Source organism: Pseudomonas sp. BIC9C, assembly GCF_034541995.1.
GTDB lineage: Bacteria > Pseudomonadota > Gammaproteobacteria > Pseudomonadales > Pseudomonadaceae > Aquipseudomonas > Aquipseudomonas fluorescens_CC.
Genome location: NZ_JAWDGM010000002.1, coordinates 350,035 through 363,818, shown reverse-complemented (window position 1 = coordinate 363,818; position 13,784 = coordinate 350,035). Strand labels below are relative to the sequence as shown.

Here is a 13,784-nt window from a genome sequence, read left to right as displayed (position 1 = left end):
TACTGTTGGACAGACTGGTCAGCGAGGATACGCGCCTCGCAAAGTCCCCACAAGACTGACTGGTCACCCCTGTCAAGCGCCCTGCCCTACGACTTTGGGCCAAGAGCCACGGCTCACAAGGGTTAGACTGTTCACAATCGGCAGAAAAAATGTCTACAATTTTTTATCACAGTAGCGCTTGAAGCATCGCCGGGTCGGTCAAGGGCAACATCCAGCGGGCCTGGCCTTCCTTGAGACCGCCTTTGCGCGAGCGATCCAGCACCCAGCCGCGCGCCTCGACCTGCTTGCCTTTGAGGCTTTCCAGCGAATTCACATCGAAGCGCGACAGCAGATTGGGTGCAACGCGCAATACAACCGAATCCTGTAACTCGATCCAAACTCCGCCGCGATTGCGCTGCACCTTGCTCACGCGACCGCTGAGCACGGCAAAACCGGAAGCGCTGATCTGCTCCGCTTTCAGTACAGGCGACTGGCGCCAGACACCCAGCCCGGCCTGTCGAGCATTGCGCTCGGCGGCTTGCTGACAGGCGACCAGATCGACATTCGGCGCCACCGCCACCTGAAAACCCAGGCCTTCGGCGAGCATTTGCGCTTCCAGATTGGCGCCATCTGCACCGTAGACATGGGCCAGGGTGCGGCCGTAATGATCCTTGCTTTCCTTGCCAGGCACCAGCCCGACCCGCCCGTCACTCGCCGCCACCAAGGCTTCGAGGCGTTTGCGCGCGGCCACGGCGAACGGTTCGTCGGAATGGCCCTTCTTGCCCAGCTCCGGCGTGTTCAAGCCGATCATGCGCACATTGCGGCCATCGCTCAGGCGCAGGGTGTCGCCGTCCACCACCCGCTGCACCGCAACGGGCGTCAGGCCGACTGGTGCCGGGCAAAAGGCCTGGGCGCCAGACAGCCAAATCGCGGACACAAAAAAGGCGCCCGCAAGGGACGCCTTCTTCATCAGCATGGAAAAACCGTAGCGGCTTCCCAAGTTGATCGGCCTTAGGCCTTTTTCGCGCCGAAAGCACCGAAACGGTCGGCGAACTTCTGTACGCGACCACCGGTGTCCAGAGTCTTCTGCTTACCGGTGTAGAACGGGTGGCATTCGTTGCAAACGTCGATCGCCAGGGCTTTGCCGAAGGTCGAACGGGTTTCGAACTTGTTGCCGCAGCTGCAGGTAACAGCAACTGCTGGGTATTCTGGATGGATATCAGCTTTCATGGTGTTTTCCTCAGGCTAGCGTGCCGCCACCCAACACTATTGTTGAATACCGCACGTAATTAGGCCGCGGATTCTACCAGACAATCCTGATCACGCAAGCTGTCGCTTCTACCGACCGTCTGCTAGGCTCCCGGCCAAATCGCCCCCCCTGTGGGAGCGGGCTTGCTCGCGAAAGCGGTGTGTCAGACGACTTAAATGCTGACTGACACTCCGTCTTCGCGAGCAAGCCCGCTCCCACAGGTCATGGCACTGCTGATTACTTTTCGCTGATCGAGATCCCCCGCGTGCCCGACGCCATTCTGCGCCTCGCCCTGCCCTCGCCGCTGCGCCGCCTGTTCGACTACCGCGCTCCGGCCGGCGTCCTGCGCAGCCAGTTGCACCCAGGCATGCGCCTGCGGGTACCGTTCGGCCGGCGCGAAATGATCGGAATCCTGGTGGAAGTCACCAACACCAGCGAAGTGCCGGCCGAGAAACTCAAGCCGGCCCTGGCCCTGCTCGACGCTACCCCACCGCTGCCGCCCGCGCTGTTCAAGCTGTGCCTGTGGACCTCCCAGTATTACCAGCACAGCCTCGGCGACACCTTGAGCTGGGCACTGCCGGTACTGCTGCGCCAGGGTGAGCTGGCCGAAGCACGCCAGGAACGCTTCTGGTCCGCCGCGCCGGGCGCCAGCCTCGATGATCCGCGCATCGCCCGCGCCCCGCGCCAGCGCGAAGCCCTGGCCACGCTGGCCCAGCATCCCCACGGCGTCGCCCATCAATTGCTGAGCAAGCTGATGCTGAGCAAGGACAGCCTGGATTTGCTGCTGGCCAAGGAGCTGGTGCAAGTCGAGATCCGCCGCCACGCTCCGGGCGCCCGCCACGAACACTGGCTGGCGCAACCGGAACTCCCGCTGAACCCGGAGCAACGCGCCGCCTATGAGGCGATTCGCGCCGGTTTCGACAGTTATCACGCGTTCCTGCTGGCCGGCGTCACCGGCAGCGGCAAGACCGAAGTCTATTTGCAGTTGATCCGCGAAACGCTGGAGGCCGGCAAGCAGGCACTGGTGCTGATCCCGGAAATCAACCTGGGCCCGCAGACCCTGGCGCGCTTCGAGCAACGTTTCAATGCCCGCATCGCGCTGATCCATTCGGCGGTGAATGACCGCGAACGCCTCGATGCCTGGCTGGCCGCCCGGGACGGTGAGGCCGACATCATTATCGGCACTCGCTCTGCCCTGTTCACGCCGATGAAGAACCCCGGCCTGATCATCATCGACGAAGAGCACGACGGTTCCTATAAACAACAGGAAGGTTTGCGCTACCACGCCCGCGATCTGGCACTGGTACGGGCGCGACAGGAACGCATCCCGATCGTCCTCGGTTCCGCCACCCCTTCACTGGAAAGCCTGCACAACGCCTACACCGGCCGCTACGGACTCCTGCGCCTGAACGAGCGCGCCGGCGGTGCCAAGCAGCCGCGTTTCCTGCGCCTGGATGTCAAAAGTCGCCCGCTGGACAGCGGCATTTCCGGGCCGATGCAACAAGCCATTGGCCAGACCCTGGCCGCCGGGCAGCAGGTCCTGGTGTTCCTCAACCGCCGCGGCTTCGCCCCGACCCTGTTGTGCCATGACTGTGGCTGGATGTCGGAGTGTCAGCGCTGCGATGCGCGGATGACCGTGCATCAGCGTTATGGCGAGTTGCGCTGCCACCATTGCGGCTATGTTGAACGCGTGCCGCGCCAATGCCCGAAGTGCAACAAGGTCGATCTGCGTCCCGTTGGCGCCGGTACCGAACGGGCCGAGGAGCGCCTGGCGATTCTGTTCCCGGACTATCCGGTGCTGCGGGTCGACCGCGACAGTACATCGCGCAAGGACGCGATGAACCAGTTGTTCGCAACCATTCAAAAAGGCCAGCCGTGCATCCTGATCGGCACGCAAATGCTTGCCAAAGGCCATCACTTTCCACGGGTGACGCTGGTGTCGATCCTCGACGCCGACGGCGGTCTGTTCTCTGGCGACTTCCGCGCCAGCGAGCGCATGGCACAGTTGATCGTCCAGGTCGCCGGTCGCGCAGGCCGCGCCGAAGAGCCGGGCAAGGTGATTATCCAGACGCACCTGGCCGACCATCCGCTGCTGGTGCAACTGACCGAGCAAGGCTATTTCGCCTTCGCCGAACAGGCCCTGAGCGAACGTCGCGCGGCGGGTCTTCCGCCGTTCGCGCATTTGGCGCTTCTGCGAGCCGAGGCGCACAAACCGGGTCAGGCCGAAGGCTTCCTGGATGAGGCGTGCAGCGAGGCCGAGCGTTTACTGGCCGAACAGAACCTGACCGGCATCGAGCTGCTGGGGCCTGTACCGGCACCAATGGAACGTCGGGCCGGACGATATCGTGCGCAGTTGTTGTTGCAGGCGACGGCCCGGGCACCTTTGCATCGGTTGCTTGCCAACTGGTTGCTGGTGCTGGAACAGATGCCGAGCGGGCGGGCGGTGCGTTGGTCGCTGGATGTTGATCCCGTTGACTTGTATTAGTAGAAAGATCGTTATCGCGAGCAGGCTCGCTCCCACAGGCGTCGGCATTTCATTGTGGGAGCGAGCCTGCTCGCGATAACGGCCAAATTTGTCACCACACATCCACATCCTGCCTGCTAAGGTTGGCAAGCCCGAATTCGCAACGGATAATGCCCAGTTTTTCCACCAGCGCATGATGCGCCGCCGCGCCTGCGGTCGAAAGAGAAGACCATGAAAGACACCATTCGCCAGCTGATCCAACAAGCCATCACCCAACTCGTCAACTAAGGTGTGTTGCCTGAAGGCCTGTCGCCGGCGATCCAGGTGGAAAATTCCCGCGACAAGAAGAACGGCGACTTCGCCAGCAACATTGCCATGATGCTGGCCAAGCCGGCCGGCATGAAGCCCCGCGATCTGGCGGAAAAATCATTGCCGCGCTGCCGGCTGACGAAAACGTCGCCAAGACCGAAATCGCCGGCCCGGGCTTCCTGAATTCTTCCAGAACACCGACGCCCTGGCCGCACGCCTGGACGCCGCCCTGGCCGACGCCAACATCGGCGTGCGCAAGGCCGGTCCGGTACAGCGCACCGTGGTCGACCTGTCGGCTCCGAACCTGGCTAAAGAGATGCACGTCGGTCACCTGCGCTCGACCATCATCGGCGACGGCGTGGCCCGTGTTCTGGAGTTCCTCGGCGACACCGTGATCCGTCAGAACCACGTCGGTGACTGGGGCACCAGTTCGGCATGCTGATGGCTTACCTGCAGGAAAACCCGATCACCAGCGACGAACTGTCGGACCTGGAAAACTTCTATCGCGCCGCCAAGCAACGCTTCGACGAATCCGAAGAGTTCGCCGACCGCGCCCGTGGTCTGGTGGTCAAGTTGCAGGCCGGCGATGCCGACTGCCTGGCGCTGTGGACCAAGTTCAAGGACATCTCGCTGTCCCACTGCCAGAAGATCTACGAACTGCTCAACGTCAAACTGACCATGGCCGACGTGATGGGCGAAAGTGCCTACAACGACGACCTGATCAACGTGGTCAACGATTTGAAGGCAGCGGGCATGCTGGTCGAAAGCAACGGCGCCCAGTGCGTGTTCCTCGACGAGTTCAAGAACGCCGACGGCGACCCGCTGCCGGTGATCATCGTCAAGGCTGACGGCGGCTATCTGTACGCCACCACCGACCTGGCGGCCGTGCGCTACCGCAGCGGCAAGCTCAAGGCCGATCGCGCGCTGTACTTCGTCGACCAGCGTCAGGCCCTGCACTTCCAGCAAGTGTTCGCCGTGGCGCGCAAGGCCGGTTTCGTGACCCATCCGATGGAAATGGAACACATGGGCTTCGGCACCATGAACGGTGCTGACGGCCGTCCGTTCAAGACCCGTGATGGCGGCACCGTGAAGCTGATCGACCTGCTGACCGAAGCCCAGGAACGCGCCTACACCCTGGTCAAGGACAAGAACCCGGAGCTGGCCGAAGCCGAGCTGCGCAACATCGCCAAGGTCGTGGGCATCGGCGCGGTGAAATACGCTGACCTGTCCAAGCACCGCACCAGCGACTACAGCTTCAACTTCGACCTGATGCTCAACTTCGAAGGCAACACCGCGCCGTACCTGCTGTACGCCTATACCCGCGTGGCCGGTGTGTTCCGCAAACTCGGCAAGGACTTCAGCGAAGTCGACGGCCAGATCGTTCTGGAAGCGGCGCACGAACACGAACTGGCGGCGAAACTCGCGCAGTTCGGTGAAATTCTGAACAACGTGTCCGAAAAAGGCACCCCGCACATCCTCTGCACTTACCTGTACGACGTCGCCGGCCTGTTCTCCAGCTTCTACGAGAACTGCCCGATCCTCGCCGCCGATACCCCGGCACAAACGCAGAGCCGCCTGCGCCTCGCCGCGCTGACCGGACGCACTCTCAAGCAAGGCCTGGAACTCCTGGGCCTGGAAACTCTGGAGCGCATGTAAGTTGGCTGCCAAGAAAAAACCTGCACCCAAGCGTGGCGCCAGCCGTTACCAAGCTCCTGCAAAACAACCGATCCCGGGCTGGCTGTGGATGGCCATCGGCCTGACGGTCGGCGCCTTCATCGTGTTCCTGATGAAGCTGGAGCCGGGCAAGGGTAGCGACACGGTCAAGCGTGAAAAGGTCGAGCAACAGCAACAGCAGAAAGCCAGCAAGATCGCCGAGGCCAACAAGACCCCGCCGAGCCCTACGCAACCGGTGAAGCCGAAGTACGACTTCTACACCCTGCTGCCGGAGTCGGAAGTCATCGTGCCGCCGGATGCCGTGCCGGAAAAAACGTTGCCGACGCCACAAGTGCCGGCCATTCCGACAACGCCGGTCACCCCGGCCGAAGCAGCGAAGATCGACACGGCTCGCGCCCAGGCAGCCCTGGCCGGGATCACGCCTCCACCAGCACCTCCGGTCAAGGCGGCACCGGTGACCAGGTTCTTCCTGCAAGCCGGTTCGTTCCGCAAGGAGGCCGATGCGGACAAGGTTCGGGCGCAGATTATCCTGCTGGGTCAGGCTGTCTCGGTCGAGTCGGGCACGGTGAAGGACGAAACCTGGTATCGGGTGCTGGTGGGACCGTTCAGCAACCGCGAACAACTGACCACCGCCCAGAAACAACTGGCCGGAGCGGGCTTCAGCAATCTGTTGTTACAACAACGCCAGAACCGCTGATTCAGTCAGCTAATCCGCGTCATCGTTCATCGCGAGCAAGCTCGCTCCCACAGTGTTGGCGTACATCCTGTGGGAGCGGGCTTGCCCGCGAAAGCGTCAGGACAGTCACCACAAGACCTTCGGCCAAGCCACCGCTCGTCCCCTCTCCCGCTCCACAGTTGAAATCCTTTCCACCACCCCCATATGTGTTGGGATAAGGCATTTTCGCCCCGCTGCATGGAGACTCTTCCCTTGACCACCATCGTTTCAGTTCGCCGCTATGGCAAAGTCGTCATGGGCGGCGACGGCCAGGTTTCCCTCGGCAATACCGTGATGAAAGGCAACGCGAAAAAAGTTCGTCGCCTGTACCACGGCCAGGTCATCGCCGGGTTTGCCGGTGCCACCGCTGACGCCTTTACCCTCTTCGAACGCTTCGAAGGCCAGCTTGAAAAACACCAGGGCCACCTGGTTCGCGCCGCTGTCGAGCTCGCCAAGGAATGGCGCACCGACCGCTCCCTGAGCCGCCTTGAAGCCATGCTCGCGGTCGCCAACAAGGATGCCTCCCTGATCATCACCGGCAACGGCGACGTGGTCGAGCCCGAAGAAGGCCTGATCGCCATGGGTTCCGGTGGCGCCTACGCCCAGGCCGCTGCCAGCGCACTGCTGAAGAAGACCGACCTGTCGGCCCGGGAAATCGTCGAAACCGCCCTCGGTATCGCCGGCGACATCTGTGTATTCACCAACCACACCCAGACCATTGAGGAGCAGGACTGCGCCGAGTAAGCCCGTGCAGCCCACCGCACCACGGCCCATTCTTGCTTGAGGTCCACTGAATATCATGCCCATGACCCCCCGTGAAATCGTCCACGAACTCAACCGCCACATCATCGGCCAGGACGATGCCAAGCGCGCCGTCGCCATTGCCCTGCGCAACCGCTGGCGCCGCATGCAGCTGCCTGAAGAGCTGCGTGTTGAAGTAACGCCAAAGAACATCCTGATGATCGGCCCGACCGGTGTCGGTAAAACCGAGATCGCCCGTCGCCTGGCGAAACTGGCCAACGCACCGTTCATCAAGGTCGAAGCGACCAAGTTCACCGAAGTCGGCTATGTCGGCCGCGACGTCGAATCGATCATTCGTGACCTGGCCGACGCCGCGATCAAACTGCTGCGTGAGCAGGAAATCACCAAGGTTCGCCACCGTGCCGAAGACGCCGCTGAAGAGCGCATCCTCGACGCCCTGCTGCCACCAGCACGCATGGGCTTCAGCAACGACGATGCCCCGACCCAGGACTCCAACACCCGTCAGCTGTTCCGCAAGCGCCTGCGTGAAGGTCAGCTGGACGACAAGGAGATCGAAATCGAAGTCGCCGAGATGGCCGGCGTCGACATCTCTGCGCCACCGGGCATGGAAGAAATGACCAACCAGCTGCAAAGCCTGTTTGCCAACATGGGCAAGGGCAAGCGCAAGAGCCGCAAGCTCAAGGTCAAGGAAGCGCTCAAGCTGGTGCGCGACGAAGAAGCCAGCCGCCTGGTCAACGATGAAGAGTTGAAGGCCAAGGCCCTGGAAGCGGTCGAGCAGCACGGCATCGTGTTCATCGACGAAATCGACAAGGTCGCCAAGCGTGGCAATACCGGTGGCGTCGATGTATCCCGCGAAGGCGTGCAGCGCGACTTGCTGCCGCTGATCGAAGGCTGCACCGTCAACACCAAGCTGGGCATGGTCAAGACCGACCACATCCTGTTCATTGCTTCCGGTGCGTTTCACCTGAGCAAGCCGAGCGACCTGGTGCCGGAACTGCAAGGTCGCCTGCCGATTCGTGTCGAACTCAAGGCCCTTTCGCCAGAAGACTTCGAACGCATCCTCAGCGAACCGCACGCCTCGCTCACCGAGCAATATTGCGCGCTGCTGAAAACCGAAGGCCTGGGCATCGAGTTCCAGCCGAGCGGCATCAAGCGCATCGCCGAGATCGCCTGGCAGGTCAACGAGAAAACCGAAAACATCGGTGCCCGTCGCCTGCACACCTTGCTCGAGCGCCTGCTCGAAGAGGTGTCGTTCAGCGCCGGCGACCTGGCCAGCGCCCATGACGACAAGGTGATCCAGATCGACGCCGACTACGTCAACAGCCACCTGGGCGAATTGGCGCAGAACGAAGACCTTTCCCGTTATATCCTGTAAGCCATACTTGTAGGAGCGAGCTTGCTCGCTCCTACAGGGTTCCATCCTGAACGGAACGGCGCTCATGACCCAACTCCCCACCGACATCAAGCTGCACAAAGCCTCGAAAACCCTGTCGCTGAAATACGCGTCCGGCGAGGAATACACCCTGCCCGCCGAATTCCTTCGCGTGCACTCTCCTTCCGCCGAGGTCCAGGGCCACGGCAAACCCATCCTGCAATTTGGCAAGATCAACGTAGGCCTGACCAAGGTAGAACCGGCCGGTCAGTACGCACTGAAACTGACCTTCGATGACGGTCACGACAGTGGTCTGTTTACCTGGGAATACCTCTACGAACTGGCGCGACGTTATGACGCACTCTGGGATGATTATCTGGCCGAACTGAAAGCCGCCGGAAAAACCCGCGATCCGAACGAATCCGTCGTCAAGCTGATGCTCTAGCCTGAGCCTTTTGCTCTTTAGAGGGCATTTTCTAATTTCATCTGTTTGAATGCTTGGCCGCGAGGTCAGTCATTGGCCTGCTTGCGAAAAAAATTAAACTCGGGTAACCAATGGAACTGGCAAGTTCCCTGCAGTGCTCTCTGCGAACTAAAAAGCAGCGATGCAGAATTAACGGTCACCCGAGCAGTAGTACCTGGCCTTGGCTGTGTGACTACACAGCAGGACCCCGGTACTCGTCTCAGGACAATGGAGCGTCGTAGATGAGTAACAAGAATAACGATGACTTGAAGTATCAGGCCTCGGAAAACACCTTGGGACTGAATCCTGTCGTTGGGCTGCGTGGAAAAGATCTACTGGGTTCTGCTCGAATGGTGCTCAGGCAGGCCATCAAACAACCGATTCACAGCGCCAGGCATGTCGCTCATTTCGGCCTTGAACTCAAGAACGTGCTGTTCGGCAAATCCGAGCTTCAACCGACCAGCGATGACCGTCGCTTCGCGGATCCGGCCTGGAGCCAGAATCCGCTCTACAAACGTTATCTGCAAACCTACCTGGCATGGCGCAAGGAACTCCATGACTGGATCGACGACAGCAACCTGCCGCCCAAAGACATCAGCCGCGGGCACTTCGTGATCAACCTCATGACCGAAGCCTTCGCCCCGACCAACACGGCGGCCAACCCGGCGGCGGTCAAGCGCTTCTTCGAAACCGGTGGTAAAAGCCTGCTCGATGGCCTCTCGCATCTGGCCAAGGACCTGGTACATAACGGCGGCATGCCGAGCCAGGTCAACATGGGCGCCTTCGAGGTCGGCAAGACCCTGGGTGTGACCGAGGGTGCGGTGGTCTTTCGCAACGACGTGCTGGAGCTGATCCAGTACAAGCCAATCACCGAGCAGGTGCATGAACGCCCACTGCTGGTGGTACCGCCGCAGATCAACAAGTTCTACGTCTTCGACCTGAGCCCGGAAAAAAGCCTGGCGCGGTTCTGCCTGCGCAACAACGTGCAGACCTTCATCGTCAGCTGGCGCAACCCGACCAAGGAGCAGCGCGAGTGGGGCCTGTCGACCTACATCGAAGCGCTCAAGGAAGCGGTTGATGTGGTCACCGCCATTACCGGCAGCAAAGACGTGAACATGCTCGGTGCCTGCTCCGGCGGCATCACCTGCACCGCGCTGCTGGGCCACTACGCAGCAATCGGCGAGAACAAGGTCAACGCCCTGACCCTGCTGGTCAGCGTGCTCGACACTACCCTGGACAGCGATGTGGCCCTGTTCGTCGACGAGCAGACCCTCGAAGCCGCCAAGCGCCACTCCTACCAGGCCGGTGTCCTCGAAGGCCGCGACATGGCAAAAGTCTTCGCCTGGATGCGTCCCAACGACCTGATCTGGAACTACTGGGTCAACAACTACCTGTTGGGCAACGAACCGCCGGTATTCGACATTCTGTTCTGGAACAACGACACCACCCGCTTGCCCGCCGCGTTCCATGGCGACCTGATCGAAATGTTCAAAAGTAATCCGTTGACCCGTGCCGATGCACTGGAAGTGTGCGGCACACCGATCGATCTGAAGAAGGTCACCGCCGATATCTTCTCGCTGGCCGGCACCAACGACCACATCACCCCGTGGCGCTCTTGCTACAAGTCGGCGCAACTGTTCGGCGGTAACGTTGAATTCGTGCTGTCCAGCAGCGGGCACATCCAGAGCATTCTGAACCCGCCGGGCAATCCGAAATCGCGCTACATGACCAGCACCGAAATGCCCGCCAATGCCGATGACTGGCAGGAAGAGTCGACCAAGCACGCCGACTCCTGGTGGCTGCACTGGCAGGCATGGCAGGCACAGCGTTCGGGCAACCTGAAAAAAGCACCGGCAAAACTCGGCAACAAGGCCTACCCGGAAGGGGAAGCCGCACCGGGCACTTACGTGCATGAGCGGTAACTGACACACCTCGCCCTACTGTAGGAGCGAGCTTGCTCGCGATGGACGTTAACGATAACGCGTACTGCCTGGATAACGCGTTGCCCGCACGTTTTTCGCGAGCAAGCTCGCTCCTACAAGGGATCGAGGACGAATTCGAAAGAGCGACCCACAGGGCCAGAAGCATGCCGCAACCCTTCATATTCCGTACCGTCGATCTGGATGGCCAGACGCTCCGCACGGCGGTACGCCCCGGCAAGCCTCACTTGACGCCCCTGCTGATTTTCAACGGCATTGGCGCCAACCTGGAGCTGGTGTTCCCGTTCATCGCGGCGCTGGACCCGGACCTGGAAGTCATCGCTTTCGACGTACCCGGCGTCGGCGGTTCGTCGACACCGAACCGGCCGTATCGCTTTCCGGGACTGGCCAAGCTCACGGCGCGGATGCTCGACTATCTCGACTACGGGCAGGTCAACGTCATCGGCGTATCCTGGGGTGGCGCCCTGGCCCAACAGTTCGCTTACGACTATCCCGAGCGCTGCAAGAAACTCGTGCTGGCGGCGACGGCGGCGGGTGCGGTGATGGTACCGGGCAAGCCGAAAGTGTTGTGGATGATGGCCAGCCCGCGACGTTACATCCAGCCGTCCCACGTGATCCGCATCGCGCCGATGATCTACGGCGGCGCTTTCCGTCGCGACCCGACGCTGGCCGCGAGCCATGCGGCCAAGGTGCGTTCGGCGGGCAAACTCGGTTACTACTGGCAGCTGTTCGCCGGCCTTGGCTGGACCAGCATTCACTGGTTGCACAAGATCCGTCAGCCGACCCTGGTACTGGCCGGCGACGATGACCCACTGATCCCGTTGGTCAACATGCGCTTGCTGGCCTGGCGGATTCCAAACGCCCAGTTGCACATCATCGATGACGGGCATTTGTTCCTGATCACCCGGGCCGAAGCGGTGGCCCCGATCATCATGAAATTCCTGGAGGAGGAGCGCCAGCGCGCGGTGATGCATCCGCGTCCGGCGCCATTGGGCAGCTAAACCGCTGCATCAGCGGCCGGCAGGACGCCACGCCGCGCAACAATCCGTTACAGCGTCTATGGTGTTCTGGTTCGGTGTGTTTGTTTTTTTGCCTGAAGACGAAGGAGTGTTGACTCATGCGCGAGAAACCAGCGAGGGATTCCTTACCGACTCCCGCCGCGTTCATCAATGCACAGAGTGCGATTACCGGCCTGCGTGGCCGGGATCTGTTATCGACCCTGCGCAGTGTGGCCGCCCATGGCTTGCGCAATCCGGTGCACAGTGCCCGACATGCCCTCAAGCTCGGCGGCCAGCTTGGTCGTGTGTTGCTGGGCGAAACCCTGCACCCGACCAACCCGCAGGACACTCGCTTCGCCGATCCGGCGTGGAGCCTCAACCCGTTTTATCGGCGCAGCCTGCAGGCTTATCTGAGCTGGCAGAAGCAGGTCAAAAGCTGGATCGACGAGAGCAACATGAGCCCGGACGACCGTGCCCGCGCCCACTTCGCGTTCGCCTTGCTCAACGACGCCGTATCGCCCTCCAACACCCTGCTCAATCCATTGGCGGTCAAGGAGCTTTTCAATTCCGGGGGTAACAGCCTGGTGCGTGGCATCGGCCATCTGGTGGACGATCTGCTGCACAACGATGGCCTGCCCCGACAAGTCACCAAGCAAGCGTTCGAGGTCGGCAAGACGGTCGCCACCACCACCGGTGCCGTGGTGTTTCGCAACGAACTGCTGGAGTTGATCCAGTACAAGCCGATGAGCGAAAAGCAGTATTCCAAACCCTTGTTGGTGGTGCCGCCACAAATCAACAAGTACTACATTTTCGACCTGAGCCCGCATAACAGCTTCGTCCAGTACGCGCTGAAAAACGGCCTGCAAACCTTCATGATCAGCTGGCGCAACCCGGATGTGCGTCACCGCGAATGGGGGCTTTCGACCTACGTGGAAGCCGTGGAAGAGGCCATGAATGTCTGCCGGGCGATCACCGGCGCACGCGAGGTCAACCTGATGGGCGCCTGCGCCGGCGGGCTGACCATTGCCGCATTGCAAGGCCACTTGCAGGCCAAACGGCAACTGCGCAGGGTGTCCAGTGCGACTTATCTGGTGAGCCTGCTCGACAGCCAGCTGGACAGCCCCGCTTCACTGTTCGCCGACGAGCAGACTCTGGAGGCCGCCAAGCGCCGCTCCTATCAGAAAGGTGTGCTGGACGGCCGCGACATGGCCAAGGTCTTCGCCTGGATGCGCCCCAACGATTTGATCTGGAGCTACTTCGTCAACAACTACCTGTTGGGCAAGGAGCCGCCGGCGTTCGACATTCTCTACTGGAACAACGACAACACCCGCCTGCCTGCCGCCCTGCATGGCGACCTGCTGGACTTCTTCAAGCACAACCCGCTGACCCACCCGGGCGGCCTGGAAGTGTGTGGCACGCCGATCGATTTGCAGAAGGTCACCGTCGACAGCTTCAGCGTCGCCGGCATCAACGATCACATCACGCCGTGGGATGCGGTGTATCGCTCGACACTGCTGCTCGGTGGCGAGCGACGCTTCGTGCTGTCCAACAGCGGCCATGTGCAGAGCATCCTCAACCCGCCGAGCAACCCGAAAGCCAACTACGTCGAAAACGGCAAACTGAGCAGCGACCCCCGCGCCTGGTACTACGACGCCAGGCATGTCGACGGCAGTTGGTGGACCCAATGGCTGGGCTGGATTCAGGAACGCTCCGGCGCGCAGAAGGAAACCCACATGGCGCTCGGCAACCAGAATTACCCACCAATGGAGGCAGCACCCGGTACTTACGTGCGCGTGCGCTGACGTTCAACGAGCCACGGCCTCTGCCGGCCGTGGCAAGACCCGATCATTAAGAAGACT

10 protein-coding genes and 1 pseudogene are annotated in these 13,784 nt (G+C 61.4%); 9 read left to right on the top strand and 2 right to left on the bottom strand.

Annotated features, from left to right (window positions below):
• Positions 1-166: 166 nt before the first annotated feature.
• Together RS887_RS11695 and rpmE are read right to left on the bottom strand one after the other, a co-directional pair.
• Positions 167-955, bottom strand: coding sequence for a thermonuclease family protein (locus RS887_RS11695; RefSeq protein WP_322615503.1), 789 nt, complete (start codon positions 953-955; stop codon positions 167-169).
• Between the two features lie 35 nt (positions 956-990).
• Positions 991-1,209: a 50S ribosomal protein L31 gene (gene rpmE, locus RS887_RS11690; protein WP_007975586.1), complete on the bottom strand. Its 219-nt coding sequence runs from the start codon at positions 1,207-1,209 to the stop codon at positions 991-993.
• A gap of 284 nt (positions 1,210-1,493) precedes the next feature.
• Between rpmE and RS887_RS11685 the strand changes: the two genes are divergently transcribed.
• The 9 genes and pseudogenes from RS887_RS11685 to phaC (RS887_RS11645) all read left to right on the top strand — a co-directional run bounded on the left by RS887_RS11685 (position 1,494) and on the right by phaC (RS887_RS11645) (position 13,727).
• Positions 1,494-3,713, top strand: a complete 2,220-nt coding sequence (locus RS887_RS11685) for a primosomal protein N' (protein WP_322615502.1) — start codon at positions 1,494-1,496, stop codon at positions 3,711-3,713.
• Between the two features lie 270 nt (positions 3,714-3,983).
• Positions 3,984-5,657: pseudogene (gene argS, locus RS887_RS11680) on the top strand (arginine--tRNA ligase).
• 1 nt (position 5,658) lies between these two features.
• Positions 5,659-6,372: an SPOR domain-containing protein gene (locus RS887_RS11675; protein ID WP_322615501.1), complete on the top strand. Its 714-nt coding sequence runs from the start codon at positions 5,659-5,661 to the stop codon at positions 6,370-6,372.
• Between the two features lie 231 nt (positions 6,373-6,603).
• Complete coding sequence (hslV, locus tag RS887_RS11670; protein WP_057397142.1) at positions 6,604-7,134, top strand: ATP-dependent protease subunit HslV; 531 nt, start codon at positions 6,604-6,606, stop codon at positions 7,132-7,134.
• A gap of 55 nt (positions 7,135-7,189) precedes the next feature.
• Positions 7,190-8,527 carry an HslU--HslV peptidase ATPase subunit gene (gene hslU, locus RS887_RS11665; RefSeq protein ID WP_322615500.1) on the top strand — a complete coding sequence of 446 codons (1,338 nt, stop codon included), beginning with the start codon at positions 7,190-7,192 and terminating at the stop codon, positions 8,525-8,527.
• Between the two features lie 64 nt (positions 8,528-8,591).
• Positions 8,592-8,969, top strand: coding sequence for a gamma-butyrobetaine hydroxylase-like domain-containing protein (locus RS887_RS11660; protein ID WP_008017032.1), 378 nt, complete (start codon positions 8,592-8,594; stop codon positions 8,967-8,969).
• Between the two features lie 260 nt (positions 8,970-9,229).
• A complete protein-coding gene (gene phaC, locus RS887_RS11655) occupies positions 9,230-10,909 on the top strand; it encodes a class II poly(R)-hydroxyalkanoic acid synthase (protein WP_322615499.1) in 1,680 nt (559 codons plus the stop codon).
• Positions 10,910-11,073: 164 nt separating this feature from the next.
• Positions 11,074-11,928: a poly(3-hydroxyalkanoate) depolymerase gene (gene phaZ / locus RS887_RS11650; RefSeq protein ID WP_007975576.1), complete on the top strand. Its 855-nt coding sequence runs from the start codon at positions 11,074-11,076 to the stop codon at positions 11,926-11,928.
• A gap of 116 nt (positions 11,929-12,044) precedes the next feature.
• Positions 12,045-13,727 carry a class II poly(R)-hydroxyalkanoic acid synthase gene (gene phaC, locus RS887_RS11645; protein ID WP_322615498.1) on the top strand — a complete coding sequence of 561 codons (1,683 nt, stop codon included), beginning with the start codon at positions 12,045-12,047 and terminating at the stop codon, positions 13,725-13,727.
• Positions 13,728-13,784 lie beyond the last annotated feature (57 nt).

Coding starts and splice junctions, on each gene's coding strand:
- RS887_RS11695 (WP_322615503.1), bottom strand. CDS start 955: ATGCTGATGAAGAAGGCGTCCCTTGCGGGCGCCTTTTTTGTGTCCGCG.
- rpmE (WP_007975586.1), bottom strand. CDS start 1,209: ATGAAAGCTGATATCCATCCAGAATACCCAGCAGTTGCTGTTACCTGC.
- hslU (WP_322615500.1), top strand. CDS start 7,190: ATGCCCATGACCCCCCGTGAAATCGTCCACGAACTCAACCGCCACATC.
- RS887_RS11660 (WP_008017032.1), top strand. CDS start 8,592: ATGACCCAACTCCCCACCGACATCAAGCTGCACAAAGCCTCGAAAACC.
- phaC (WP_322615499.1), top strand. CDS start 9,230: ATGAGTAACAAGAATAACGATGACTTGAAGTATCAGGCCTCGGAAAAC.
- phaZ (WP_007975576.1), top strand. CDS start 11,074: ATGCCGCAACCCTTCATATTCCGTACCGTCGATCTGGATGGCCAGACG.
- phaC (WP_322615498.1), top strand. CDS start 12,045: ATGCGCGAGAAACCAGCGAGGGATTCCTTACCGACTCCCGCCGCGTTC.